Origin of the sequence: Paenibacillus sp. FSL H3-0333, assembly GCF_038002805.1 — a bacterium.
GTDB classification, from domain to species: Bacteria; Bacillota; Bacilli; order Paenibacillales; family Paenibacillaceae; genus Paenibacillus_AQ; species Paenibacillus_AQ silagei.
On record NZ_JBBODG010000001.1, the window covers coordinates 4,145,571 to 4,171,796 of the forward strand.

At 53.4% G+C, this 26,226-nt stretch carries 30 protein-coding genes and 2 riboswitches; of the genes, 27 read left to right on the forward strand and 3 right to left on the reverse strand.

The window, feature by feature from the left end; all coding sequences use genetic code 11:
- Positions 1-71 precede the first annotated feature (71 nt).
- The 9 genes from MHH78_RS18790 to murB all read left to right on the forward strand — a co-directional run bounded on the left by MHH78_RS18790 (position 72) and on the right by murB (position 9,800).
- Complete coding sequence (locus tag MHH78_RS18790) at positions 72-830, forward strand: DsbA family protein (protein ID WP_341168392.1); 759 nt, start codon at positions 72-74, stop codon at positions 828-830.
- Positions 827-1,261: a disulfide oxidoreductase gene (locus tag MHH78_RS18795; RefSeq protein ID WP_076079276.1), complete on the forward strand. Its 435-nt coding sequence runs from the start codon at positions 827-829 to the stop codon at positions 1,259-1,261. Before MHH78_RS18790 ends, MHH78_RS18795 begins: the two co-directional genes overlap by 4 nt.
- 226 nt (positions 1,262-1,487) lie before the next feature.
- Positions 1,488-1,647: riboswitch (cyclic di-AMP (ydaO/yuaA leader) on the forward strand.
- A gap of 128 nt (positions 1,648-1,775) precedes the next feature.
- A complete protein-coding gene (locus MHH78_RS18800; protein ID WP_339314571.1) occupies positions 1,776-3,593 on the forward strand; it encodes an APC family permease in 1,818 nt (605 codons plus the stop codon).
- Between the two features lie 174 nt (positions 3,594-3,767).
- Positions 3,768-4,805 (forward strand): ABC transporter substrate-binding protein, encoded by a 1,038-nt coding sequence (locus MHH78_RS18805; protein WP_341168393.1) that lies wholly within the window; start codon positions 3,768-3,770, stop codon positions 4,803-4,805.
- A gap of 152 nt (positions 4,806-4,957) precedes the next feature.
- Positions 4,958-6,019 carry a FecCD family ABC transporter permease gene (locus MHH78_RS18810; protein WP_339257241.1) on the forward strand — a complete coding sequence of 354 codons (1,062 nt, stop codon included), beginning with the start codon at positions 4,958-4,960 and terminating at the stop codon, positions 6,017-6,019.
- The gene (locus tag MHH78_RS18815) at positions 6,016-7,050 is read left to right on the forward strand and encodes a FecCD family ABC transporter permease (RefSeq protein WP_341168394.1); all 1,035 of its coding nucleotides are present in this window, start codon (positions 6,016-6,018) and stop codon (positions 7,048-7,050) included. Before MHH78_RS18810 ends, MHH78_RS18815 begins: the two co-directional genes overlap by 4 nt.
- A gap of 42 nt (positions 7,051-7,092) precedes the next feature.
- Complete coding sequence (locus MHH78_RS18820; protein ID WP_036726562.1) at positions 7,093-7,899, forward strand: ABC transporter ATP-binding protein; 807 nt, start codon at positions 7,093-7,095, stop codon at positions 7,897-7,899.
- A 9-nt stretch (positions 7,900-7,908) separates the two neighbouring features.
- A complete protein-coding gene (locus MHH78_RS18825) occupies positions 7,909-8,718 on the forward strand; it encodes a (2Fe-2S)-binding protein (protein ID WP_341168395.1) in 810 nt (269 codons plus the stop codon).
- 167 nt (positions 8,719-8,885) lie between these two features.
- Positions 8,886-9,800 (forward strand): UDP-N-acetylmuramate dehydrogenase, encoded by a 915-nt coding sequence (murB, locus tag MHH78_RS18830; RefSeq protein ID WP_341168396.1) that lies wholly within the window; start codon positions 8,886-8,888, stop codon positions 9,798-9,800.
- Between the two features lie 96 nt (positions 9,801-9,896).
- Here murB and MHH78_RS18835 read toward each other — a convergent pair whose 3' ends face one another.
- A complete protein-coding gene (locus tag MHH78_RS18835; RefSeq protein WP_341168397.1) occupies positions 9,897-10,232 on the reverse strand; it encodes a hypothetical protein in 336 nt (111 codons plus the stop codon).
- A 175-nt stretch (positions 10,233-10,407) separates the two neighbouring features.
- On the opposite strand from MHH78_RS18835, the gene MHH78_RS18840 reads away from it, so the two are divergent.
- The 9 genes from MHH78_RS18840 to MHH78_RS18880 all read left to right on the forward strand — a co-directional run bounded on the left by MHH78_RS18840 (position 10,408) and on the right by MHH78_RS18880 (position 16,904).
- Positions 10,408-11,148 (forward strand): ZIP family metal transporter, encoded by a 741-nt coding sequence (locus MHH78_RS18840; RefSeq protein ID WP_076079268.1) that lies wholly within the window; start codon positions 10,408-10,410, stop codon positions 11,146-11,148.
- A gap of 72 nt (positions 11,149-11,220) precedes the next feature.
- Positions 11,221-11,264, forward strand: a riboswitch (PreQ1 riboswitch).
- Between the two features lie 82 nt (positions 11,265-11,346).
- A complete protein-coding gene (gene queF / locus MHH78_RS18845) occupies positions 11,347-11,847 on the forward strand; it encodes a preQ(1) synthase (protein WP_036726570.1) in 501 nt (166 codons plus the stop codon).
- A 45-nt stretch (positions 11,848-11,892) separates the two neighbouring features.
- Entirely contained in the window at positions 11,893-12,558 is a 666-nt protein-coding gene (gene queC, locus MHH78_RS18850; protein WP_340993125.1) for a 7-cyano-7-deazaguanine synthase QueC, read from the forward strand.
- The gene (locus tag MHH78_RS18855) at positions 12,558-13,040 is read left to right on the forward strand and encodes a 6-pyruvoyl trahydropterin synthase family protein (RefSeq protein ID WP_341168398.1); all 483 of its coding nucleotides are present in this window, start codon (positions 12,558-12,560) and stop codon (positions 13,038-13,040) included. Before queC ends, MHH78_RS18855 begins: the two co-directional genes overlap by 1 nt.
- Positions 13,033-13,755 (forward strand): 7-carboxy-7-deazaguanine synthase QueE, encoded by a 723-nt coding sequence (gene queE / locus MHH78_RS18860; RefSeq protein WP_341168399.1) that lies wholly within the window; start codon positions 13,033-13,035, stop codon positions 13,753-13,755. Before MHH78_RS18855 ends, queE begins: the two co-directional genes overlap by 8 nt.
- Before the next feature lie 96 nt (positions 13,756-13,851).
- Positions 13,852-14,013, forward strand: a complete 162-nt coding sequence (locus MHH78_RS18865; RefSeq protein WP_209989982.1) for a hypothetical protein — start codon at positions 13,852-13,854, stop codon at positions 14,011-14,013.
- Between the two features lie 54 nt (positions 14,014-14,067).
- On the forward strand, positions 14,068-14,880 hold the full coding sequence (locus MHH78_RS18870) for a VanW family protein (RefSeq protein ID WP_341168400.1): 813 nt from the start codon (positions 14,068-14,070) through the stop codon (positions 14,878-14,880).
- A gap of 198 nt (positions 14,881-15,078) precedes the next feature.
- Complete coding sequence (locus MHH78_RS18875) at positions 15,079-15,993, forward strand: DMT family transporter (RefSeq protein ID WP_341168401.1); 915 nt, start codon at positions 15,079-15,081, stop codon at positions 15,991-15,993.
- A gap of 74 nt (positions 15,994-16,067) precedes the next feature.
- Complete coding sequence (locus MHH78_RS18880; protein ID WP_076079262.1) at positions 16,068-16,904, forward strand: class I SAM-dependent methyltransferase; 837 nt, start codon at positions 16,068-16,070, stop codon at positions 16,902-16,904.
- A 37-nt stretch (positions 16,905-16,941) separates the two neighbouring features.
- Here MHH78_RS18880 and MHH78_RS18885 read toward each other — a convergent pair whose 3' ends face one another.
- Complete coding sequence (locus tag MHH78_RS18885) at positions 16,942-17,859, reverse strand: LysR family transcriptional regulator (protein WP_076079261.1); 918 nt, start codon at positions 17,857-17,859, stop codon at positions 16,942-16,944.
- 260 nt (positions 17,860-18,119) lie between these two features.
- Between MHH78_RS18885 and MHH78_RS18890 the strand changes: the two genes are divergently transcribed.
- The 7 genes from MHH78_RS18890 (at position 18,120) to MHH78_RS18920 (ending at position 23,650) form a co-directional block, all read left to right on the forward strand.
- A complete protein-coding gene (locus MHH78_RS18890) occupies positions 18,120-19,073 on the forward strand; it encodes a phosphate ABC transporter substrate-binding protein PstS family protein (protein WP_036726583.1) in 954 nt (317 codons plus the stop codon).
- Between the two features lie 165 nt (positions 19,074-19,238).
- Complete coding sequence (gene pstC, locus MHH78_RS18895) at positions 19,239-20,072, forward strand: phosphate ABC transporter permease subunit PstC (protein WP_442792645.1); 834 nt, start codon at positions 19,239-19,241, stop codon at positions 20,070-20,072.
- Positions 20,069-20,965, forward strand: coding sequence for a phosphate ABC transporter permease PstA (gene pstA, locus MHH78_RS18900; protein ID WP_036726586.1), 897 nt, complete (start codon positions 20,069-20,071; stop codon positions 20,963-20,965). The genes pstC and pstA overlap by 4 nt, the downstream gene beginning before the upstream one ends.
- A 97-nt stretch (positions 20,966-21,062) precedes the next feature.
- Positions 21,063-21,839 (forward strand): phosphate ABC transporter ATP-binding protein PstB, encoded by a 777-nt coding sequence (gene pstB / locus MHH78_RS18905; RefSeq protein WP_036695365.1) that lies wholly within the window; start codon positions 21,063-21,065, stop codon positions 21,837-21,839.
- A 75-nt stretch (positions 21,840-21,914) separates the two neighbouring features.
- Complete coding sequence (locus MHH78_RS18910) at positions 21,915-22,268, forward strand: hypothetical protein (protein WP_341168402.1); 354 nt, start codon at positions 21,915-21,917, stop codon at positions 22,266-22,268.
- Positions 22,269-22,344: 76 nt separating this feature from the next.
- The gene (locus tag MHH78_RS18915) at positions 22,345-23,073 is read left to right on the forward strand and encodes an MBL fold metallo-hydrolase (RefSeq protein WP_341168403.1); all 729 of its coding nucleotides are present in this window, start codon (positions 22,345-22,347) and stop codon (positions 23,071-23,073) included.
- Positions 23,066-23,650: a TetR/AcrR family transcriptional regulator gene (locus tag MHH78_RS18920; protein ID WP_076086118.1), complete on the forward strand. Its 585-nt coding sequence runs from the start codon at positions 23,066-23,068 to the stop codon at positions 23,648-23,650. Before MHH78_RS18915 ends, MHH78_RS18920 begins: the two co-directional genes overlap by 8 nt.
- Positions 23,651-23,689: 39 nt before the next feature.
- Here the strand turns inward: MHH78_RS18920 and MHH78_RS18925 are convergent, their stop codons facing one another.
- Positions 23,690-24,349: a helix-turn-helix transcriptional regulator gene (locus MHH78_RS18925; RefSeq protein WP_076086121.1), complete on the reverse strand. Its 660-nt coding sequence runs from the start codon at positions 24,347-24,349 to the stop codon at positions 23,690-23,692.
- 167 nt (positions 24,350-24,516) lie between these two features.
- On the opposite strand from MHH78_RS18925, the gene MHH78_RS18930 reads away from it, so the two are divergent.
- Positions 24,517-25,923 (forward strand): MFS transporter, encoded by a 1,407-nt coding sequence (locus MHH78_RS18930; protein ID WP_341168404.1) that lies wholly within the window; start codon positions 24,517-24,519, stop codon positions 25,921-25,923.
- Positions 25,880-26,212, forward strand: coding sequence for a winged helix-turn-helix transcriptional regulator (locus MHH78_RS33955; protein ID WP_445668051.1), 333 nt, complete (start codon positions 25,880-25,882; stop codon positions 26,210-26,212). The genes MHH78_RS18930 and MHH78_RS33955 overlap by 44 nt, the downstream gene beginning before the upstream one ends.
- Positions 26,213-26,226 lie beyond the last annotated feature (14 nt).

Genomic DNA, 26,226 nt, shown 5'->3' on the forward strand with positions numbered 1-26,226 from the left:
GTTAACATTATATAATTTGAAAGTAACTATTCTTTTATCACGACAGTCCAGAGGACGGAAAGGAACTCTCTTTGAGCAAAACGAAAAAGAACCGTGTCATGGCTCCCCAAATGAGCAAGCAGGAGAAGCGCAGGGCAGAGCAGGAGCAGCAGAAGCAGAAAACGAGAATTCTGATCGTGAGTACGGTGGCCATCGTTATTATTATTTTTGTAGGCTTATTCATGCTTGCTTCCAAGGACTCTTCGCCTGCCGGCACAGACAGCACGCCGGTTGCCTTCAATTACAGTGAAATGATGCGGCTTGGCAAGGAGGATGCTCCGGTCAAAATAGTGGAATTCGGCGACTTCAAATGTCCGGCTTGCGCCCAGTTCACCGGTGTCATCAAGCCGCAGATCGTTCAGGGCTATGTAGATCAGAATAAAGCAGCCTTTTATTTCGTGAATCTGGCCTTCATCGGCAAGGATTCGAGAACGGCCTCCCTGGCAGCCCTATCGGTGTATCATCAGAACCAGGAAGCGTTCTGGAAGTACTTCGATGCGATCTACGCCAATCAGGGGAATGAAGAGGAGGAATGGGCTACGCCCGACTTCATGGTGAGTCTCGCCAAGCAGCTGGAACTGCCGGTGGATTATGATCTGCTGCGCAAGGATATTGATGACCGCACCTATGAGAAGGAGCTGGACCGGGATATTCAGCTTGGCACCGATACGGGCGTAACGAATACGCCATCCTTGTACGTGAACGGCATCAAGGTGAAGGAGCCTTTCAATATGGAGGCGATTGACGCCCAGATTCAGGCAGCAGCAGCGGGAGCAGGGGCCGCCCAATGACCGCCTTCTCTGCCTTCTGCCGGCGTAACTGTCTCTACTTGGCCTGGTTCGTCTGTGTGGTTGCTGTAGCGGGAAGCCTGTATCTCAGTGAGGTCCTGCATTACGAGCCCTGCAAGCTGTGCTGGTTCCAGCGGATCTTCATGTACCCGCAGCTGTTCCTGCTGGGGATCGCCACCTACCGGGCGGACAAGCGGATCATTCCTTACGTGCTTCCCCTTAGTCTGATCGGCGGCAGCATCTCCATATATCATTATGCGGAGCAAAAAATTCCGGCGCTCAGCAAGGTGCTTCCCTGCACCATCGGCGTACCGTGCAACAAGGATTATCTGAACTGGTTCGGATTTATAACGATCCCTCTGCTTGCACTTATAGCCTTTGCCTTAATCTCCATTCTGCTCTGGACAGGACGCAAAGAGGAGCCGGCAGAGTAAGAAGCTGACGGGCAGAAGGAAGAGAAGAGAATACCCTTAATTTTAGCAAAAAATAATAGGCAAAAACCCTGTAAAATCACGTGGTAAAGGGATAATGAAAGAGAATGAAAGATCAAGACATACCGGATGATGGATTTGGTTGTTTTGAGTGCTTTTCATTCTTTTTTCATTTGTTTCCACGCTTTACGGAAGACGTGTTGTAGCTTAATATTAGTCCTTGTGAGAAGTTGAATATGCGCTGAATTTTCCGGAAGGAAAAACGGGGGAACCACACTTTGGCCAAGGCCAAAAGGGGTGAATCGGAGCAGGCTACCTGACCTGTAACCGTAGGGCTACCACAGTCCGAATCCGCCAGCTAACCTCGTAAGCCACAAGTGGGATAATGACCATGCACATTAGGCATGCGGATCATTTCCGTATGCTTATTTTGGTGCCTGCATTTATGAAATCCACTTATGAAAACAGCGCAGGGAAAGCCCATTTCAACTTAACCAAGAGAGGAACTGTTACTACAATGGTAAGCAAGGTAAAACGACTATTGATCGGGCGTCCGATGAAGTCGAACGAACTCGATCATGAAAAGTTATCCAAGGTGAAAGCACTGGCTGTCCTGTCTTCTGATGCGCTCTCGTCTGTAGCCTACGGAACAGAACAAATTCTGATTGTACTGGTGGCCGCCGGGTTCACCGCTATCTGGTACTCTTTGCCAATTGCATTAGCCGTATTGGGCTTGCTGGCCATTCTGATTCTATCCTACCGGCAGACGATCTTCGCTTATCCCCAAGGCGGGGGCGCGTATATTGTCGCCAAAACCAACCTCGGGGTTCATACCGGCTTACTGGCCGGCGGCTCTCTTCTGGTGGATTACATTCTGACGGTGGCGGTAAGCGCCTCGGCGGGGACGGATGCAATCACTTCAGCTTTTCCAAGTCTGCATAATCATAGTGTTCTGATAGCGGTATCTGTTATCGTGCTCTTAACGATTGTTAACCTGCGGGGAGTGACCGAATCGGCCTCCTTCATCGCTATCCCGGTCTATCTGTTCGTTGTTTCCATCTTCGTGCTCATCATCTCGGGGGTCTTCAAATATATGACCGGCGGCGCCCATGCCCATGTTCCTGAGATTGGCTCGGCGGTATCGAACGTGAGTATGTTCCTGCTGCTGAAGGCCTTCAGCTCCGGCTGTTCGGCTCTGACCGGGGTAGAAGCGGTCTCCAATGCTATTCCTAACTTCAAAGCGCCCGCGGAGAAAAATGCAGCCAAAACGCTGATGCTCATGGGCCTCATTCTCGGGGTAATGTTCACAGGTATTACGCTGCTCGCTTACTGGTACGGTATCATGCCTGATGAGAAGGCCACGGTGGTCTCACAGATTACCGAATCTACCTTCGGCCGCGGCGGACTGTACTTCTTCATTCAGGGGATTACGGCGGTTATCCTGTTCCTGGCAGCCAATACGGCGTACTCAGCCTTCCCGCTGCTGGCGTTCATGTTCGCCAAAGACAAATATCTGCCCCATGCCTTCATGGTGCGCGGCGACCGGCTGGGCTTCTCCAACGGTATTATTTTCCTCGGTGTCATGTCGGCTGTGCTGGTGGCGGCGTTTCACGGGAATACGGAAGGACTCATTCCATTATATGCAGTAGGGGTATTCATTCCGTTCACGCTGTCGCAGCTGGGCATGATGGTCCAATGGTACAGAACGAAGCCGAAAGGCTGGCAGAGCAAGTTCGCCGTCAATACGGTGGGGATGCTCACTACATTAACGATCACCCTGATTTTCATAATCACTAAATTCTCCAGCGTGTGGATGGCCTTTATCTTCCTGCCGGCTGTTATCATCGTGTTCCACCGGATTCACCGCCATTATATGAATATTGCCGATCAGCTACGGATCTGTCCGGCTACCGATAAGCCTTGTATCAAAGGAAGCACCGTAGTCGTTCCGGTCGCCGGTGTGACTCGCGCTGTACTGCATTCGATCAGCTATGCGAAGTCATTGACCGATAATGTGGTCGCTGTATATGTAGGCTTCGATGAAGAAGAGATTCACAAGATGGAGCAGAAGTGGGAGGAGTGGAACCCCGGCGTACGCCTAATCGTCCTGCGCTCCCGCTACCGCAGCATTATCCGTCCGCTGGTGAAGTTCATCGATACAGTAGAGTGGAAGACCTCTTCAACCGATCATATTACCGTCCTGATTCCGCAATTCGTGACCAAGCACTGGTGGCAGGCGGTGCTGCATAATCAGACCAGCTTGTTCATCCGCTCTTATCTGATGAATCAGAAGGACATTGTCATCGCCACGGTTCCTTTCCATCTGCATAAATAATATAGAAGATTATAGGAAGACGGCTGTTTCTGCTTAATGCGGAGACGGCCGTTTTTACGTTATTAAAAGTTATTGGTTGACATAGAGAATGAGAATCAATATCATCAGTATAGACAAGATGAAGGTAACAGGGCTTTTGCCAATCATGAGGGTAACATACTGGAGGGGTATTCAATGTTTTCGTTCAACCTGCAAGGATCAAGAAGCGGGAAGCTGGCGGTGGCCGGACTTATGACTACAACACTGCTGCTGTCCGCTTGCGGAAATAATAATAGCAACGCAGGCAGTAACGGTGGAGCAGGCACCGCACCTGCGGCAACCGCAGAAGCGACTGCGGAGGCCACAGCGGTACCTGCAGCAACTGCAGCACCCGCTGTGGAGAAGACCGTAACGGATGCAATGGGACATAAGGTGACCGTTCCCGCTAATCCGCAGCGTGTAATTGCTTCTTATCTGGAGGATTATCTGGTAGCACTCGGCGTGACTCCGGTTGCCCAGTGGTCTACGAAGAATGGTACTCAGGCTTACCTCGCTGCTGAGCTTAAGGACGTTCCGCCGATCAGCTATGACCTGCCGCTTGAAGCCGTCACCAGCTTCACGCCGGATTTCCACATCGTCCAGTCGGAGGGCTCGGTTCAGAACGGTCTTTATGACCAGCTGAACAAAATCGCACCAACCTATGTACTCGGCGACGAGGTCAGCAGTGACTGGCGTGCGGCCTTGCTCAAGATCGGTGAGCTGCTCAATAAGACACCGGAAGCGGAGAAGGCTATTGCAGATTATGACCAGAAAGCGGCTTCGGCCAAAGCGGCTGTATCTGAGGCGATTGGTGATGATTCAGTAGCGGTTCTGTGGCTGGTGTCTAAGAATTTCTTCATCGTGGACGAGACCCGCAGCAGCGGTGCGGTATTGTATGGCGATCTTGGAGTGAAGCTCCCAAATCTCGTGACCGACATTCCTGCAGAATCCAGAGCACCGTGGAACCCGATTTCACTGGAGAAATTATCTGAGCTGACTGCAGAGCATATCATTCTGGTGAACAGTGACAAGGCAAGCGGAGCTGAGATTACAGAAGGTGCAGTCTGGAAGGGAATCCCGGCCGTTAAAGCAGGGAATGTTCATGAATTCGGCAAAGATACCAGCTGGCTGTACAGCGGTCCTATAGCCAATACCAAGACCATCGATGATATTCTGAGCAGTTTTGTGAAATAGGTTCTTTACCGGCCGGAGAATGGTGCAGGCTTTTATATCCTCAGGATATAGAAGGCTGCCTCTTTTTTAAGTTGAACAATATTCATATCTTTGCGATAATGAGAATCATAATCATCTATATTTCCCTAATAATCCTGATAAGGAGACGGCATATGGCTTCATCCACAGATTCTGCTCTACAAGCTCCTTCTGTTGAAGGGAACACATCTGTCCGGTCGCGGCCGCTTGCCGCTGCTGTTATTCTGGTGCTGGGAATAGCAGCGATTGTCTTCGGCCTGATGGTATCCGTATCGGTCGGTGCGGCGGATATCCGGCTGGCTACCGTATGGGAGGCGGTGTTCCGGTTCAATCCGGAGCTGCCCCAGCATCAGGTCATCCGGGAGCTGCGGATTCCCCGGGCTGCCGCAGGAGCGCTGGTCGGCGCATGTTTTGCCGTTGCCGGTGCGATTATGCAGGGGATGACCCGCAACCCGCTGGCGGATTCCGGACTGCTTGGTCTTAATGCAGGTGCGGGCGTTGGACTGGCTCTGGCTTTTGCTTTCGCGCCAACATTATCCTTCGCGTACATCATGCTGTACTGCTTCCTTGGAGCGGCTGTGGCCTCACTGCTGGTATTCGGGATCGGTTCGCTCTCCCATAGCGGACTGACCCCGCTTCGGCTGACCCTCGCCGGTGCGGCAGTAAGCGCCATGCTGCTGGCGGTTAGTCAGGGCATTGCTATCCTGTTCAGCCTCTCCCAGGATATCGCTTTTTGGATGGCCGGGGGGATTGGAGGAGCGAGCTGGAAGCAGCTGCAGGTAATATCTCCTTGGGTCGCGGCGGCCCTGATCGGTGCACTGATGTTGTCGCGTTCGATTACGCTACTGAGCCTGGGCAGGGATGTTGCAGCAGGTCTCGGACAGCGCACCGGTCTGGTACAGACTGCAGGGATGATTATTGTCGTCATCCTCGCCGGAGCGGCAGTCTCCACGGTAGGGCCGATCGCTTTTGTCGGATTAATGATTCCGCATATTACGCGTTACCTCGTTGGGGTTGACTACCGCTGGATTATTCCCTGCTCCGCAGTCCTTGGAAGCATTCTGGTCCTGGTGGCCGATATTGCGGCCAGGATGATTAATGCGCCATACGAAACACCAATAGGTGCCTTAATTGCAGTATTCGGCGTACCGTTCTTCATCTATCTGGCCAGCAAACGCAAGGGGGAGCTGAAATGAACCGTTCCACCTCATTCCCCCCGGCCAAGCCGCGCCTTTCCAGAGAGGCTGGTATTCTGACACTGCTTGCTGTGCTTATCGTCATTCTGTTTCTGGTCAGTATGAATACCGGCTTAATGCGTCTGACACCGCTCGAAGTTCTACATACCCTATCCGGCAACGGCACCAAGCAGCAGCAGCTGATTTTGTTTGATTTCCGGCTGCCCCGGATCGTGATCTCCTTGCTGATTGGTGCAGGCTTCGCGGTAGCCGGTGCAATTCTGCAAGGCTTGTCGCGTAATGCTCTCGCTGAGCCTTCCACCCTGGGGATCAATGCCGGAGCCGGATTCGCTGTACTGATCTTTATCTCCTTTGTACCGGCTACTACAGCAGCTCCGATCCTCGTGCTTCCGCTACTGGCGCTTGCAGGGGCCACGCTTACTGCAGCACTGATCTACTTCCTGTCTTACAGGAGGGAGGATGGGCTCTCGCCGACACGGCTGATCCTGATCGGGATTGCTGTGGGTGCCGGGATATACGCTTTTCAGCTTATTTTGTCATTAAGACTCGACCCGCAGAATTATCAGTTCGTAGCTATCTGGCTGGCCGGCAAAATCTGGGGCGGAGACTGGCGGTTTGTGCTGGCCCTTCTACCCTGGATATTGATCCTGCTGCCCTTCGCATTCTACAAAGCCCGGGTGCTCAACGTACTGAATCTGGGCGATGAGCTCTCCAAGGGACTGGGCCTACCGCTCGAACGGGAACGGCGGTGGCTGCTGGCTGCGGCTGTTGCGCTGGCAGGAGCCTGTGTATCGGTAAGCGGCAGCATTGGTTTTGTCGGGCTAATTGCGCCGCACCTGGCCCGCAGGCTGGTCGGCCCGCGCCATCAGATCCTGCTGCCTGCGGCTGCCCTGATCGGAGCCCTGCTGCTGCTTACGGCAGATACGATCGGTCGCTGGATCCTGCAGCCTGCGGAGGTACCTACTGGTATCGTAGTAGCGATTATTGGAGCACCGTACTTTTTATATCTTTTGGCCACATCGAAAGCGTAGTACAGGGATGTATATATTAAAAAAATCTAAGGAGTGTTTATCATGTCGGAACGTTTAAATACAGAGCAGCTGAGCATCGGATATGCGGAGACTATGATTGTAAAGGGGCTGAATCTATCGCTTCCGACAGGGAAGATTACAGCGCTTGTCGGGGCGAACGGCTCCGGGAAGTCCACGATTCTGAAGACAATGGCCCGGATCATGAAGCCGAAGAGCGGCAATGTAATGCTTGACGGGAAGTCCATTCACAATCTCTCCACCAAAGAGGTGGCCCGCCAGCTGGCGATTCTGCCGCAGAATCCTACGGCCCCGGACGGCTTAACGGTATCTGAGCTGGTAGGGTATGGACGGTATCCGCATCAGAAGGGCTTCGGCAGCCTGACGCCTGAAGACCGCAGCATTATTGCCGAGGCGATTGAATTGACCGGCATGAATGAATTCCGTGACCGGCCGATTGACCGTCTCTCCGGCGGACAGCGGCAGCGGGCCTGGATCGCCATGGCGCTGGCCCAGCAGACGGATATTCTGTTCCTTGACGAGCCGACGACCTTCCTGGATATGGCCCATCAGCTGGAGGTGCTTCAGCTGCTGCAGAAGCTCAATGAGCAGGAAGGCCGGACAATTATTATGGTTGTCCATGATTTGAACCATGCCTCCCGTTACGCGCAGCATATGGTAGCGATCAAATCCGGTAATGTGATCAGCGAAGGCGCTCCGAATGAGGTAATGACACCGGCGGTGCTGCGCGAGGTATTCGGCATTGAGGCGGATATTGTACCTGATCCGCGTACAGGTGTGCCGCTCTGTCTGCCTTACGAGCTGGCTGCGTACAAAGTTGCCGGGCTGTAGGAGAGGAACATGAATGAATTCCTGAGGCAAGAATATAAGTCTAAATTTGACCTCCATCTTGAGGTGCCGGAGGGAGCCGTGTATTCCTTCGCTGCTGCTGAGCTGGCAGAAGAGGCGGGGATGAGGACCTTCATGGAGGCTTACCGGCCGCTGATGAAGGCGCTTGACGATAAAGCGGCCGGTGCGTACTTCGGCGGTTATCTGAGCATTATTGCACTCGCGGTCCAGTATTCCGTGACCGGCTTCTTGTGCGTACCGGACTTCAGCTTACGGAACCTTCAACTGCATCTTGTTCCGGCAGATGGCTACTGCAGAATTGCCTTCTCGCTTCGTGAATGGGGGATGGTACAAGCTCCGGCAGATGAGCCGGACCGGAAGGCTTGGCGCAATGAGGCGCTCACCAGCTTCTACCAGAGCACGGCCGGGCCGCTGATCCGGATGGCTTCACAGGTGAGCGGACTTTCGCCCGGGGAGATCTGGGGGCAGCTGCCGACCAAATTCAACTATTATGCGGAAGCCTTTGCCGCTGAACTGACAGATCCGCTCCTGCTTCGCCGGCTGGAGGAGGATTACGCGTATCTGAAGGATGAGCTGCCCGCTGCCGTATTCGGGATGCCGCGGAATCCGTTCCAGGTGAAGGTACGGAGAATTGAATCGCTCACGGACCCGCAGCAGACGGTTCAGTTGCGTAACCGCTGCTGTATGTATTACCGGACTGAGGGCGGACGGCTGTGTTATACCTGCCCCCGGATGAAGGAGGAGGAGCGGTCCGCACGGCGGGAGGAATTCCGTGCCGAGCGCGCAGCGGCTGGAGAATAGGGTATAATTGGGAATTTCGAAACATAATAATGCTGTATGCAGCTTCGTAACAGGCTCCTGTCATTGACAAGGGAGCCTGTTCGTTGTTAAAGTTGTGGTTGCTGAGGCGTGATTGGCCGGCGATGAGCCCCACCATTATCTTGTTCATAGAGTTAGGAGCATGAAGAATGAATATTGACAACATATATGAGGATTTGCAGCCGCTTGTTACAGCAGGCTCACTGAAACGCCGGGAGAGCCTTAAGAATCTGGTCTATACCCGCATGGGCGGCGAAGCAGATATTTTGGCTGCTCCTGTTACATATGAAGAGATCCAGAGTATCTATGCTTATGCCCAGGATCATCAGATCCCGCTTACAATTCTCGGAAACGGCTCCAATGTCATTATCCGGGACGGAGGCATCCGCGGCATCGTGCTCCAGACCTCCGATCTGTCAGAGATGGGCATCCGTGGCGGCCTGCTCTATGCGCAGTGCGGGGCGAAGATTATCGATGTCTCGGGCTATGCGCTGGAGCAGGCGCTGACCGGTCTGGAATTCGCCTGTGGCATCCCCGGCACGGTAGGCGGGGCGCTATATATGAATGCTGGAGCCTACGGCGGGGAAGTGAAGGATGTGCTGCACAGTGCGCTTGTCGTTGACCCGGACGGCCAGCTTGTGACCCTGCACAGCGACCAGCTTCAATGGGGCTACCGCAAAAGTATCTTCTCCAGCGGAAAGTATATCGTGCTGGAGGCCAGATTTGCGCTTCTTCCAGGCGATCCTGCCGCGATTAAGGCGTCCATGGATGAGTTAACCTATCTCCGGGAATCGAAGCAGCCGCTGGAGTATCCGTCCTGCGGCAGTGTATTCAAGCGGCCGCCGGGCCGGTTCGCGGGGCAGCTGATTCAGGAGAGCGGACTCCAGGGGACGCGCATCGGAGGTGCAGAGGTCTCACGCAAGCATGCGGGCTTCATTATCAACGCCGACAATGCAACGGCCAGCGATTATATCGGATTGATCCAGCATGTACGCTCAGCGGTGAAGCACAAGTTCGATGTGGAGCTGGAGACGGAAGTAGAGATTATAGGGGAAGAACTATAGACGATAGTTGTGGAAAAAGAGGGTGCAGTCCTAAGCCGGAATGTTGGTTTAGGACTGCACCCTCTTTAGATTCTTACGGCCGGAGCCGCCGGATAATCAGCTTACAGCCAGTGAATATTTCGCCCGGCTCGTTTGCAGATCCACCTTGGCCTCGGATACCTCATGAAGCTCTAGTCCGCTCACTGCCAGCTCATATCCCGGCTGCGGCAGAGGCACAAGCTCACCATCCGCATTCAAGGTACTGCCTGTACCGCGCAGTATGACTGCACTGTCCAGGTAATCATCAATGACATCGTCAGCGTTCCGGTAGTCAACGGTCTCCAGCTTGAAGTGGACGGTGTCCAGGTCATCCAGCTCCTGCTTTTCGATGACCAGCGTTGTATCCTTCCGGGCTTCCAGCCAATCTATAAGCTTCTGTACGTTTGCTTCCATAGTATGATCCCATCCTTCGGTTAATAGAGATTGTTAATTCTAAGTTACCCCTTTCCATGCAAATGAATCCGTGCAAATTAGTTGAACTATGCAAGGTGTTTGCCGTTCTTCATTCGTGTGTAAACTATTCTTATGCATTGTAATAATGCCAATATCTTATAAGAAGGTGAAGCGGATGGGAAACGCATTGTTATGGGGCGCAGTCTCCGGCTCGGCGGTCTTGATTGGCGCACTCTTGGCCTTATTCCTGCGGATTCCGAATAAGCTGATCGGCTTCATTATGGCGTTCGGGACCGGTGTCCTGATCGGCGCGGCGGCGTATGAATTGCTAGAGGATTCGGCCAGTGACGGCGGACTGGCCCCGACGATTATCGGGTTCACCGCTGGAGCGCTGGTGTTCACGGTGTTCGACTGGCTGATCTCGCGCAAGGGCGGAGCCGGACGTAAGCGCTCAGCCAGAGCGTCTTCAGGGAAGAGTGATGCCAAGGGCGGAGGGCTGGCTATTTTTGCCGGAACGGTACTGGATGCGATTCCTGAATCAATCATGATCGGCGCAAGCCTCATTGCCGGTCAAGGCGTTAGCGTACTGCTGGTCATTGCCATCTTCATCAGCAATATTCCCGAAGGCTTGTCCAGCACGGCTGGACTGAAGCAGGACGGCTATGGCAAAGGCAAGATTATGCTGCTGTGGCTCGGCGTACTCGCTATCTCCACACTGGCCTCAGGGGCGGGATATGAGTTCATGGATCACGCAAGCGGGTATACGGAAGCGCTGATTGCCTCTTTTGCCGGAGGAGGGATTATTGCTATGGTGTCCTCCAGCATGATGCCCGAAGCCTACGAAGAAGGGGGGCCGCTCACGGGGTTCATCGCTGCGATGGGACTGCTGTGCTCGCTGATTCTGGATCAGCTGTGAGGGTTGTCAAGCCCGCTGTAATCATGGTATAGTTCAAGACGCACCAAGATAAAGAAGGAATCTGCGCCGCGCGCAGGAGAGGTTCGCGAACTCCCTCTATAAAAAACTAAGCTATCTTAGTAGAGCCAGGTTTTCGAAATCTCGTTCTTCTTTCCAGTTCAGGCCAGGGGCCTAGGGAAAAGAGAGGGGTTTTTTGTCATGTCAGAAGGCAGAATGCAAGAGGAAATGCAGGAGGTTACCCTGCTGGGCAACCAAGGCACGCAGTACAAGTTCGGCTATGATCCGGGGATTCTGGAGGCGTTTGATAACAAGCATCCCGGCCGCGATTATTTCGTCAAATTCAACTGTCCCGAGTTCACCAGCCTGTGTCCCGTGACCGGTCAGCCGGATTTCGGGGTGATGTATATTTCGTACATTCCTGATATCCGAATGGTGGAATCGAAGTCACTGAAGCTCTATCTGTTCAGCTTCCGCAATCATGGGGATTTCCATGAGGACTGTGTCAACATTATTATGAATGATCTGATCTCGCTGATGGAGCCGCGTTATATCGAAGTGTGGGGCAAATTCACGCCGCGCGGCGGTATTTCCATCGATCCTTACTGCAACTGGGGGCGTCCGGGAACCAAATATGAGGCGATGGCCGAGCACCGGCTGATGAATCATGATTTGTATCCCGAGAAAGTGGACAACCGTTAATCCGCAGAAGCCAGCTTCACAGAGCAATAAGGAGGAGAGATCATTATGGTAAATAGAAAAGCATTAGTCGTCTTCAGCGGCGGCCAAGACAGCACGACCTGCCTGGCGTGGGCATTGCAGGAATTCCAGGAGGTTCAGGTGGTCACGTTCAATTATAATCAGCGCCATGCGGCCGAGATTGAAGTCGCCAAGGCGATTGCCGCAAGGTTCGGCGTGAAGCAGCATATTCTGGACCTGGGGCTGCTGAACCAGTTGGCTCCGAACGCTTTGACCCGGGATGATATTGACATTACCGCAGGTGAAGGGGAAGAGCTGCCCAGCACGTTCGTGGATGGACGTAATCTGCTGTTCCTGTCCTTCGCGGCCATTCTGGCCAAGCAGCTCGGCTACTCCAACATTATCACCGGGGTCTGCCAGACGGACTTCAGCGGGTACCCGGACTGCCGTGATGTGTTCGTGAAGTCGCTGAATGTCACGCTTAATCTGTCCATGGATGTGGAGTTCGTCATTCATACCCCGCTGATGTGGCTGGACAAGAAGCAAACCTGGAAGCTGGCAGACGAGCTGGGCCAGTTCGATTATGTCCGGGAGCAGACCCTGACCTGCTATAACGGAATCATCGGCAGCGGCTGCGGCACCTGTCCGGCATGTCTTCTGCGTAAGCGGGGTCTGGAGCAATATGAGGCAGAGCGTCAGGAGGCGGGACTATAATGCGGGGCGAAGTAGCGGTCTGCAAAATATTCACCTTCGACGCTGCCCATCAGCTGATCGGACACAAGGGGAAATGCAGTAATCTGCACGGACATACCTACAGGCTTGAGGTAGTGCTGAAGGGCGTGCCGTCCGTGGTAGAAGGGCAGTCGGATGAAGGGTTCGTCATCGATTTCAGCGATATTAAGGCGGCTGTGCAGGGGGCGGTGGTTGGGCGTCTGGATCATGCTTTTCTGGCGATGGGCAATGAGCCTGTGCTGGAGACGCTGATGGCGACCGGCTCCAAGGTAGCGACGCTCTCCTTCCGCACCACTGCGGAGAATCTGTCTGCCTATATTGCCTATGAGCTGAAGCAAGCGGCGTTGCCGGTGTATTCGGTCAAGCTATGGGAGACTCCGACCTCCTGGGCTGAGGTGCTGGCAGCAGATATCCCCGAGGAGGGACCGGCTTACCGGCTGTATGGAGGCTGCGATAATGAGTAGAATCCCGGTCATTGAAATGTTCGGCCCGACAATCCAGGGGGAAGGGGCGGTCATTGGCGTCAAAACGATGTTCGTCCGCACCTACGGCTGCGACTACCGCTGCGGCTGGTGCGATTCCGCCTTCACCTGGGACGGCTCGGCTAAGGATAAAGTAACGATGCTTACGCCGCAGGAGATTCTCTCCGGGTTGCTGGAGCTGGCCGGGGAGAATTTCAATTGTGTGACCATCTCCGGGGGGAACCCGGCACTGATCGGGGAGGCGATGGGCGAATTCATCTCCCTCCTCCACGAGCGGGGCATCCAGGCGGCGATTGAGACGCAGGGCAGCCGTTGGCAAGACTGGTTCCATGAGGTGGATATGCTGACGATCAGCCCCAAGCCGCCCAGCTCCGGGATGCAGACGAACTGGGATAAGCTGGATGAGATTATGCATAGAATCGCTGATAACGGCAAGGCTGCGCATAGCCTGAAGGTGGTTGTTTTTAACCAGGAGGATTATGAGTATGCCCGCAAGGTTCACTTCAGGTACCCTGAGGTCCCGCTGTTCCTGCAGCCGGGTAACGATAACGTCACCGAGGAAGGTGACATCTCAGGCCGTCTGCTGGGGCGGCTGGAATGGCTGTTCGGCCTGGTCATTGCCGATCCGCAGATGAACCGCGCACGGGTGCTGCCGCAGCTGCATGCCCTGATCTGGCATAATAAGCGGGGAAAGTAAGATTTTCTCATAAGGATTAGGTATACTGAAGACTGGGCTTCTTGAGCAAGGAGGCCCGGTCTTTTACTATTTGCAGGAAACAGAGGAGGAATTAGAATGGGGAATGGTTATTACGCAGGCTGGGGTACACTGGCTCTGATTAATGCCGGACTGGCGCAAGGGAAGAACCGGAGCGGAATGAACTGGTTTCTATTGTCATTGCTGCTGGGACCGCTCGCTACGTTTATTCTGGTAATCTCTGAGAAGCTTCCAGAGTAGAGGATTATATAATTATTGAATCGGCAGAATTGCTACACGGGGGAGGTATGAGCAATGACGATGCAGGCTATGAAGCCGATCCGGCGTTCCAAGCTGCGATTGTTTGCTGGGAAGCGTTATTTCACCTGGAAAAGATACTGGAAATGGATCACAGCAAGCGGACATCTAGCCAAAGAGCAGCGAATTGAAGCCCTGCCGTACGGTGCGGCCAGCCATGCTACACCGCTGCTGCGCAAATTGCGCAATGTGGATATGCAGCTTCAGCACAACAAAGTCGTGAACCTGAGGCTCGCGGTGGCGAAGCTGGACGGGCTTGTCATTCAACCGGGCGAGAGCTTCTCCTATTGGCGCAGGATCGGCAAACCGACGCGAAGAAAAGGCTACCTGGACGGAATGGTGCTCCATTATGGCGGGTTCCGTTCCGGCACAGGCGGCGGGCTCTGCCAATTGTCCAATCTGATCTACTGGATGACGCTGCATACGCCGCTTACGGTTACCGAGCGGCACCGGCACAGCTATGATGTCTTCCCCGATGAGCAGCGGACCCAGCCCTTTGGCAGCGGGGCTACCTGTGCCTATAATTATCTGGATCTCCAGCTGCGCAATGATACAGAGCATGCTTATCAGCTTAAGCTGCACCTGGATGAGACTCATCTGCACGGAGAATGGCGCTGTTCAGGGCAGCAGCTCTACCATTACGAAGTCTATGAAGATGGCCACCGCATCAGCCTGGAGCCGTGGGGCGGGTATATCCGGCGCAATGCGATCCGCCGCAGAGTGCTGACGCATAGCGGAGAGCTGGCCGGTGACGAAGCGGTGGCCGAGAACCACGCGCTGATGATGTATTCTCCGCTGCTGCACGGATAAATCCGCAGGATTTGGGATATACCATAGTGTAAAGAGAACAAATATAAGGCATGGAACCCGTCGGAGGCGGATTCTGTGCCTTTGTTTGTGCTGAATAGCAACATATAGATTCTATATTTTGAAAAAATGCTGCTTTTTTCGCCGATTTACGTTAAATTAACATAATGAGTCTTACATCCTATGAAGGGGCGTTCTGTCATGCGTACCAATAAACCGCCCGTTCCCGTGCCTCTCCTGATGGTAATCGGAATTGTGGCCATCTCGTTTTCTTCCATCTTCATCAAATGGTCCTCCGCGCCCGTATCGGTCCAAGGGATGTACCGGCTGCTGTTCACCTCGCTGCTGATGCTGCCGTTCGCCCGTCCCTATAGCGGCGCACTCTTTCAGCTGCGGCGGAAGGACTGGCTGCTGCTGGGAGTGTCCGGTGTCATGCTTGCCCTGCATTTTCTGCTGTGGATGGGTTCGCTGAATTATACCTCGGTAGCCAGCTCGACGATGATTATGGCGCTGGAGCCGTTATTCATTATGCTCGGTGCGTACATACTGTATAAAGAGCGTAATTCGGTCTTTGCTATCCTGGGGATGGCGATTGCCATCTTCGGCGTTACTTTTATCGGCTGGGGAGACATTGGCTTGTCTGCTGAGAATCTGAAGGGCGACATGCTGTCGGTTGGAGGAACCGTAGCGGTAGCCGCACATATGCTGCTTGGACAAAAGCTGGTGGCGCGTATGCCGTCCTATCTGTACAGCCTGATTGTATTTATCGCTGCGGCCGCCGTATTTGCCGTCTACAATCTCGTGACCGCCACACCGTTCTTCGATTATCCGGCCCGGGAATGGGGCATCTTCGTCCTGCTGGCGGTGGTGCCCACCGTCTTCGGCCATATCCTGTTCAACTGGCTACTGCAATATACGTCGGCGACTACCGTCTCGATGAATATTCTGGGAGAACCTGTTGGCGCGAGTATTCTCGCATTCCTGCTGCTGGGTGAGCAGCTTAGCGGCCTGCAGTGGGCGGGCGGCGTGCTGGTCATGGCCGGGCTGGGCGTCTATCTGTATGCCGGGCGAAGGAAAGCGCTGAAGCTCCGGCAGTCTCTGCCGAATGCTTCCTAACTTATACGCGGACAGACCCGTGAGGCAAACTTGATTACATTTTATAGAACATAGATAAAGGGGTAACGAAAGCAATGAATGAACCTAATCAGAATGAACCGGATGGCCTCAATAAGGAGGCGGCACCTACAAGCGAGGAGCTGTGGAATGAGGATACCTATGCGGCCTGGACCAGCCGGTTTGGAACCCCTGCGGAGGCTGCGGAGAAGCTGTCGAAGGACCCTGCGGGGAAGCTGTATCCGCTGAATACCTATCTCGGTGAAGTGAAGGGCCGGAGGATCATGAATCTGATGGGCTCTAACGGCATGAAGGCGGTAGCGCTGGGGCTGCTAGGGGCTGAGGTGACTGTCGCGGATTTCTCGGAGGCCAATGCCCGTTATGCTGGTGAACTCGCGCAGGCGGCCGGAGTGCAGCTTGACTATATCGTGTCGGATGTCCTGGAGCTGCCGGAAGCGCAACTTAACGGCTCTTATGATACGGTTTTTGCCGAAATGGGGATTGTTCACTATTTTACGGATTTGACTCCGTTCATGGCTACGGCCTACCGCTTGCTGGCACCGGGCGGAACGTTCGTACTGCGGGATTTCCATCCGGTAACGACCAAGCTGATCTCCTCCAAGGGGTCGACGGCCAAGGTGCGTAAGCATAAGGTGAGCGGGGATTATTTCGATACGGCGCTTGAAGAGAAGCAGGTGTCCTATTCCAAATACATGCCTTCTCCAGGAGGAGCACCGGAGGCGGACAAGCCGAATGTCGTCTACTGGCGGCGCTGGACGCTGGGCGAGCTGGTTACCGCTGCCGCTGCCAGCGGACTGGTGATAAGAGAGCTGGTGGAGGAGCCCAATCTGTCGTCGGATGTGTACGATAAGGGAATTCCCAAGACCTTCACCCTGGTAGCTGTCAAAAGATAATAAGGTTCACCATCACACGGTATCCCCGTTAGCGCAGTTACACAGGCGCTCCGGGGATACCGTTTATTTGTGCAGAACTCGCTGCCATCCCAGCAAAAGCCTGCTGGAGCGGGGAAAGCGTATAGTCCTTGCGCCAGGCCAGCACAAAGGATCCGTCAGCCGGAAGAATTCCGGGCAGCTTGGCGTAGGCCAGACGGCCCGCCGCTACTTCACCCTCAATCCCGGAACGGGAGAACACGCCCACCATACGGCCTGTGTACAGCATCCCCTTGACGGCCTCCGGCGAGCCCAGCACCGCATGGTTCCAGACTCTTACATTATTAAGCTGTGCCCACTGGTCGGAGATTCCGCGCAGGAAGGAGGCGGCTTCATGCTGCACCCAAGGCTCGCGGGCTACGGCTTGGGCGGTCAGCTCCTGCTCCCTGGCAAAGGGATGCTCCGGCGCAAAGACCAGCACGGTCTCCTCTTCAGCAATCACCTGCGTATGGAAGGTATCATCCTGGCCCTCTGCACTATGCAGCACGGCGAGCTGGATCTCCCGGCTGCGCAGACGTTCCCGGATGGCGTCATCCGGCAGTACGGATAAGTAGACATCGATCCCGTCATATTGCTGTGTGAATTGGGACAGCAGTTTGGGCACAAGATAACTGGCAGGGATATCGCTTGCGGTAAGCTCCAGATTCCCCGAGGCGAGCGAGGTGAACTGTTTGACCGTCCGCTCGGCCTCGGCGCTCAGCGAGACAATACGGACCGCATACTGATACAAGGCGCGTCCGGCATCCGTCAGCAGGACCCGGCCGCTCCGGTACTGGAACAGGGAAGCACCCAGCTCACTCTCCAGACTTTTCATATGGAAGGAGACGGTAGGCTGCTTAAGGTTCATCTCGGCGGCGACATCCGTTACTTTTTTATATTTTTCGATGAGAACTAGGATTTGCAGCTTTACAAGGTTCATGAAGATTCCTCCGGGGATGGGGCAGAAAGACCCCTATTGTTGTTTCGGTATAGATTTTATCTATTCAACTACTCAATTAATATTATAACTTTTATCCTCCGGTTTACAAACTCAGTACTTTTATCTAACGAACGGGCCCTAGAATAAGAAGAGTCAGAAGAGACGCTGATAGACACACAATAATGCTTCCCAAGTGAGTTTTGTACGAAGCAGATGGAACGCAGCAGACACTCACAAAACCTTTAGGAGGAAAAAAAACAATGCAATTCAAAAAATCGTGGATCATGGCTTTGACTCTTACCAGCGTACTGGCACTTTCAGCATGCGGCAACGGAAACAACGGGGGAAATAAGGCAACAACCAATAACGGAGGGAATACACCGGCTGCTACAAACACAGAATCCAGCAGCGGTGCGAAGCTGAGCGGTTCGGTCCTGGCATCAGGCTCCACAGCACTTCAGCCGCTCGTAGAGCAGGTCGCTGAGAAATTCATGGATGCGAATGCAGGCGTGGACATTCAGGTTCAAGGCGGCGGCAGCGGAACGGGCTTGACTCAGGTCTCTGAGAAGCAAGTCGATATCGGGAACTCGGACGTATTCGCTGAAGAGAAGCTGAAGGATGCAGCGAAGGCGGCTGAGCTGGTGGATCATCAGGTGGCGGTTGTAGCGATTGCGGCAGTAAGCAACCCGGCAGCAGGCGTAGACAGCTTGACCAAGCAGCAGCTGGTGGATATTTTCACAGGTAAAATCACGAACTGGAAAGAGGTCGGCGGTGCAGACCAGGCCATCCAGATCATCAACCGTCCGGCAAGCTCAGGTACCCGTGCTACCTTCGAGAGCTTCGCTCTTGGCACCAAGACCGAGGATCTGAAGGGCTCGATCCAGGAGGATTCCTCCGGTACGGTTAAGAAAATGATCGGCGAAACACCGGGAGCTATCGGTTATCTGGCACTGTCCTACCTGGATGATTCCGTGAAAACATTAAACTATGACGGCGTTGAGCCTTCGGTAGACAACGTAGTGGCCGGTAAATATCCGGTATGGGCTTACGAGCACATGTACACTAACGGTGAACCCAATGAGACTGTAAAAGCCTTCCTGGATTACTTCCTGACGGATGAAGTACAGACTGGCGATGTGGTAGAGCTTGGCTACATTCCGGCTTCCAAAATGCAGGTATCGCGTGATGTTGCAGGTACTGTAACACCTAAATAAGCTTCACCGGTTCGCAAGGTTAATTGATTTCAACTTTAATGTGATTAGAGGCGGATAAACTCTGCCTCTCTTTTCACTTTAGAAAGAGGGAGCATCTTGAGGGGACAACCAACAAACAAGCGGCTGGAAAAACATCATATAGAAAATTTAATCGGACGTATTTATATGTCCTTTTGTGTGCTGCTGCTCATTGTCATCATTATATCCATGGTCTATTTCGTAGCCTCCAAAGGCGTGGCCAACTTCGTGAGCGGTGAGGTCAAGGTCTCTGAATTCCTGTTCGGCACGAAGTGGTCGCCTGAAGCAGACACACCTTCCTATGGAGCCTTCCCGTTCATTTCGGGTTCCTTCCTGGTCACGCTGCTGGCTGCGCTTATCGCAAGTCCGCTCAGTATCTGCGCTGCGCTCTTCATGACAGAGATTGTGCCGGGCTGGGGTAAAAAGCTGCTGCAGCCGGTCATCGAGCTGCTGTCAGGCATTCCATCTGTTGTCTACGGGTTCGTAGGCTTAAGCGTCATTGTTCCATTTCTGCGGGATACGCTGCCCGGACAGGGCATCGGGGTGGCTGCAGGCGCGCTAGTGCTGTCGGTCATGATTCTGCCGACGATTACCAGCGTGGCTGCAGACGCGCTTGCTTCATTGCCGCAAAACTTGAAAGAATCCTCCTTTGCGCTCGGTGCCACACGCTGGCAGACGATCTCCCGGGTCATTCTCCCGACGACCTTCCCGGCGATTATGACGGGTGTAGTGCTTGGTATGGCCCGCGCCTTCGGCGAGGCTCTTGCCGTGCAGATGGTTATCGGTAACGCGCCGTTCGTGCCTCACTCCCTGTTCGAGTCCGCGTCCACCCTTACCAGTGTCATCACGCTGGGCATGGGGAATACCACGATGGGTTCACCGCAGAACAATGCGCTGTGGAGTATGGCGCTGGTGCTGATGCTGATGACCTTCGTATTCGTCCTGCTGGTGAGAATGCTCGAAAGGAGAAATAAAATTTGAAGCCGAGAACTGCGAATAAAATAGCCACAGTCGTTATCGTAACCTTTGCATTGCTGATCGTAGCCATCCTGGTTAGCTTGCTCGGATATATCCTGATCCGCGGTTTCAATCATATTAGCTGGGACTTCCTGACCTCCGCGCCGCAAAAGATCCGCGCAGGCGGAGGCGTCGGGCCGCAGCTGTTCAACTCATTGTTCCTGCTGGTGCTGACCTTGATCATCACCGTGCCGCTGGGGTTGGGTGCCGGAATCTTCATGGCAGAGTATGCCCGTCCCGGCAAGCTGACCAACTTCATCCGTCTGGTCGTGGAGGTATTGTCGTCCTTCCCGTCGATTATCGTGGGTCTGTTCGGTCTCTTGCTGATCGTCAACACCTTCAATCTCGGGTTCTCCCTGATTTCGGGTGCGCTCGCGTTAACCTTCTTCAACCTTCCGCTGATGGTGCGCATCACGGAGCAAGCCTTCCGCACGGTGCCTAAGCAGCAGAAGGAGGCAGGCTTCGCGCTTGGACTATCCAAGTGGAAGATTGTCACCTCGGTCTTGCTTCCGGTAGCCTTGCCGACTATTATCACTGGCACAATCCTGTCGGCTGGCCGCGTGTTCGGTGAAGCAGCCGCGCTGATGTTCACGGCAGGGATGAGCAGCCCGCGCCTGGACTTCAGCAACTGGAATCCTCTTAGCCCATCCTCACCGCTCAATCCGTTCCGTCCGGCGGAGACGCTGGCGGTGCATATCTGGAAGGTCAACAGTGAAGGCCTGGCACCGGATGCACTTCAGATCGCAGCGGGTGCTTCAGCCGTACTGGTGCTGACCGTATTAATCTTCAATCTGGCTGCCCGTTACTTCGGCAGATTCATCTACCGCAAGCTTACTGCATCCAAGAGAATGAGCTAGGCTTGTTACACACAGGGAGGGCACAGGCTTCCGAAGCGAGTTTTGCGCAGAAGAGTCAGAATGTGTAAGCTATCAGAACTTTTAGGAGGAGTAAGGGATGGGAATAGCAGAGCCAGTCGTACGCGAATCATTTCAAACGGAGGATCTGAGTATTTATTATGGGACGTATGAGGCGGTGAAGGGGATTAGCCTTCCTTTTGCCCAGAATACGGTTACCGCATTGATCGGCCCGTCGGGCTGCGGGAAATCAACCTTTCTTCGTTCGCTGAACCGGATGAATGACGATATTTCCGGCTCTACTACCAAGGGCAGCATCTGGATTGACGGTGTCGATATCAATGCTACAGGCACGGATGTAATCAAGCTGCGGCAAAAGATCGGCATGGTCTGGCAAAAGCCCAATCCGTTCTACAAATCGATCTACGACAATATCGCCTTCGGCCCGAAATATCACGGCATCAAGGGCAAGCAGGCGCTGGATGAAATCGTCGAGAGCAGCCTGCGCCGCGCCGCCCTGTGGGACGAGGTCAAAGACCGCTTGAAGGATTCCGCTCTGGCGTTGTCCGGCGGACAGCAGCAGCGTCTGTGTATCGCCCGGGCGCTGTCGGTCAACCCGCAGATCCTTCTGCTCGATGAGCCAGCTTCGGCCCTTGACCCGGTATCAACCGGTAAGGTGGAGGAGCTGATCAAGGAGCTGAAGGAAGAGCTGCGCATCGTGATCGTCACTCACAACATGCAGCAGGCCGCGCGGATCTCGGATTACACCGCCTACTTCTATCTCGGCTCTCTGGTGGAATACGACAAGACCGAGAAGGTCTTCACGAACCCCGAGAACCAGATGACGCAGGAGTACATTATGGGCCGGTTTGGCTGAGCGGGAGACGGGCCGGGACGCGTATAGAAGGGAATAGACAAATTCGATCACACTGATCGTTCAGGACACCATCCAATGCGGGTGGTGTTTTTGGCTGTTCAGGAGATAATCAGCCGCGAGGGGGGCGGACTCAATGTAATCGAAAAACCGATTACATTGCGCGGAGCGAGGGCGTGCGGACTCAATGTAATCGAAAAACCGATTACATTGGGCGGAGCGAGGGCGTGCGAACTCAATGTAATCGAAAAACCGATTACATTGCGCGGAGCGAGGGCGTGCGGACTCAATGTAATCGAAAAACCGATTACATTGGGCGGAGCGAGGGCGTGCGGACCCAATGAAATCGAAAAACCGATCACATTGGACTGGCACGAGGAGCAGAGACTGGATGTCGCCACACCCCTGCCTAAGCCGTTCACTTTTGTATGAGTAAATATCTCTTGCGAAACTAATCTAATTAGTTTATATTTTAACTAATGAGATTAGTTTCGAGGAGGAAGTTACGATGAGAGTAACAAGAGAAGGGCATTTGCATCAGCTTACGTGGCTGCCGCGTATTTTTCCAGTGAATTGTTATTTGATCGAGGAAGAACAGGAGCTTACACTTATTGACGCGGGAATGTCCTACAGTTTGAAAGGCATTCTAAGCCAGGTTGCCAAGCTTGGTAAGCCGCTGACCCGTATTATTCTCACTCATGGTCATATGGATCATGTCGGGGCGCTTGATGCCTTGAAGAAGGAGGTGCCGGAGGCTAAGGTCTATATCTCGGAGCGGGATGCTGCATTGTTGGCTGGTGACCGCTCGCTTAGAGCCGGTGAGCTGCAGACTCCTATTAAGGGCAGTGTACCCGCCAAAATAGTGACCCGGCCCGACATTCTGGTGCATGACGGCGATAGCATCGGCTCGCTGACAGCGTTCAGCACTCCCGGACATACGCCGGGATCGATGTCTTTTCAGGACCGGCGCAGTGGAGCGCTGATCGTTGGTGATGCGTTCCAGACCTTCCGGGCCACGGCAGTGTCCGGCAAGAAGGTTCCCTGGTTTCCTTTTCCGGCTATGGCGACTTGGAGCCCCGAACAGGCCTTGGTGAGTGCCTACAGGCTGATTGATCTTGCCCCTTCTGTACTGGCGGTAGGACATGGTGATCTGCTTGTAGCTCCGATAGAGGCGATGAAGCGGGCGGCTGCGGAGGCCGAAGGGCAAGTAAAGGGAGGAGAGAGGGTACATGGCTAGAGCAGGACTGGATACACACACGCTGGTACTGGCCGCAGCAGAGCTGGCAGACGCACACGGAATTGAGGAAGTTACGCTTGCTGCGCTGGCCGCCAAGCTGGGCGTACGTTCTCCGTCGCTCTATAATCACATTAACGGACTCTCAGGGCTGCGTACACTGATGGCGGTATATGGTCTGGAGCAGCTGCATGAGGTCATATCGGAGGCAACGGAGGGGCTAAGCGGAGAGGCTGCAGTACATGCCATGAGTCAGGCTTACATCGGATTCACCAGAGCGCACCCGGGGCTGTACCAGACGACGCTAAAAGCACCCGAACAAGGAGACACCGCTCTGGAAGCGGCGGGAGGGAAGATCCTGTCGCTCATCATCCAGGTGATATCCGCATTCGGTTTGGATGAGGAAGGCAATCTGCATGCTGTCCGTGGACTACGGAGTATCCTGCATGGATTGTCTACCCTGGAGCATCAAGGCGGATTTGGAATGCCGCTTGACCTGAATGTTACACTCACCCGGCTGATTAATACCTATATTGCGGGAATCCGCTGTATGGGAGCGGACGAAGTACGCCTGAAATAACAACAAAGAGCAATCTCCAAGAAGAGGTTGCTCTTGTTGTCACGGCTTATGTTGCCTTACGGTGTAGATACAGTTTCTGCCTCCCTTTAAAATGTACTCCCCCCGTTCAATATGAATATCCTCCCCTAGAACGGTTTTAAATAAATGCAGTTCATTCTTGCATAACCCGGTACATACAGCCGCCGCTTCACAGATCGGGCAATGTTTCTCGATGAATAAGAGACTGCCATCCTCCTGCTCCTTAACCTCGGCCATATAACCTTCATTCGTTCGAATCTCGGCCAGTTTCTCCAATTTCTCTCTAACATCCGATGCCGTACCAAGATGCTTGAGATATTGTGCCTGCATGTTTTTATTTCGAACATCCAGCAGCTTGTCCAGCCCTTCATTGCCAAAAGCCTCTTTCATCGAATTAATGAGACTGATGGATAAATCCGAATATCCGGTTGGAAAAAAACGATTAGCTGCGGGTGTTAATATCCACAGCTTGGTGGGCCGGCCCATGGGACGGGCCTCTTCCACATTCGTAACCAATCCCTCTTCCTTCAGTGCATTCAAATGTTGGCGAATAGCCATTCCAGACAGCGAAAAATGAGCGGAGAGGGTCATAACATCCATGCCCCCACGCTCCTTTAACAGATCAATGATCGCTCTTCGGGTACGGGTGGAGACATCCTTTTTGATTTCATTCCGGCTCATGGTGCTCCTCCTTTTTGCAGCTATTGAAGCTTCATCACTCCCTACATTTTAAATAAAAATGTTGACAAAGTCAAAGGCCGAATGTAGCCTAGACATTATAAACAAAAATGTTTACTAAGTATCCGGATACGATGTATACATACCAATTTTCTTGGAGGTCACCATTCATGTCGTCTAATCATCAAAGTATTTTCAGCCCGCGTTATTTTGCACTATCCATAGGGATTATCCTGTCCGTGATGGCCGTTGGATTCGAAGGTCTATCCGTAACCACCATTGCTCCTTCGATTGCCGGAGACTTGAACGGTCTTAGCCTGTTCGGATGGATATTCAGTACGTACCTGCTTGCGCAGATTATCGGTACACTGGTCGTCGGTCGAATTATAGATAAAAGAGGACCTGCTGCACCATTCACATATGCGCTTCTGTTGTTTATCGCAGGACTGGTCGCTGCCGCAACCGCAGGCGATATGTATATCATGATTGGATCACGGGCCCTGCAAGGTTTGGGTGCCGGAGCTATGATGACTTGTGTGTATACGGCTATTTCCTTAAGTTACCCGGATGAGTTACGTGCCAAAATACTTGGAGCCTTTGGTACAGCCTATGTTCTTCCGTCCATGCTCGGTCCATATGTGGCAGGTCTTATAGCAGATCAGTGGTCGTGGCGGTTTGTTTTCTGGGGGATCTTACCTGTGCTGGTTGTTTCAGCAGTGCTTAGTTTACCGGCTTTCAGGAAATTGAAAGTGCAGCAGACGGGAGGGGACAGCGGATCTTCATCCACTTGGATGGCGTTACTCTTAACGATGGGTACAGGCCTTTTCCTGATTGGTCTAAGTATGCTTCCAAGTATAATGGGATTTATATTCGCCCTGATTGGCCTCGTAGGTGTGATATTACCGCTCCGTCAATTGCTGCCCAAGGGAACACTTACGCTGCGAAGAGGGATGCCGGCGATTCTCGCAACACGCGGATTGTTCTTCGCTGCCTATGCCAGCACACAGAATTTCCTGGTATTGGCTCTAATTGATGTGCAGGGAATTACACCTTCTCAGGCGGGTTTAATCGTAGCGAGTGCTGCACTAAGCTGGTGTATCATTGCGTATGTGCAAGGACGTTGGGATGCGGCAGATCAGGGCCGTGGACGTCATATGAGAATTATTCTGGGGGTATTTCTGCTAGCCATAGGGATTGCCATCGTCTTTTGGATACCGGTTGTGTCTGTTGCCGTTGCAGTTATGGGTCAGATTATCGCGGGGGTCGGTATTGGATTGGCGCATCCGGTTAGCGGTGTTGTAGCCTTTTCCCAAACAGGGGAAGGCGGCGCGGGCCAAACCTCGGCAAATCTGCAATTTGCGGATTCTTTTACACCCGGTGTAGTTATTGGGATTGGGGGTTCCATCCTTGTCGTGTGTCAGGCTGCTGGAATGTCACTGCAATCCGGCTTAATTGTAGCCATGGGCTTCCATCTCTTGTTGATCATCATAAGTATCATTGCCAGCACCCGGATCTCACCGCAATCCATCAAGAATGCTGATCCTAAGAAAGAGGGTGTACCGGTCATTGTCCAATGAGGATAGGGAGAAACTTCTTATAGCCTATGACATCATCGGGTCCAAATGGACGATCCATATCTTATTCACTCTTTCTTACGGTCCGAAGAAGTTTAGCGAAATGACCCGGAGTATTCCTTCCATTACGCAAAGAATCCTTTCCCAGCGTTTAAAGGAGCTTCAACATCATAATCTGGTCAGGAGAACCAGTCCCCAGCGTCCTACACGAACCATGTATGAACTTACACCAAAAGGAGTAGCTCTCGCTACGTTCATACCTTGTCTAATGGACTGGGGGACCCAAAACTAAATTAAGCTTGTATA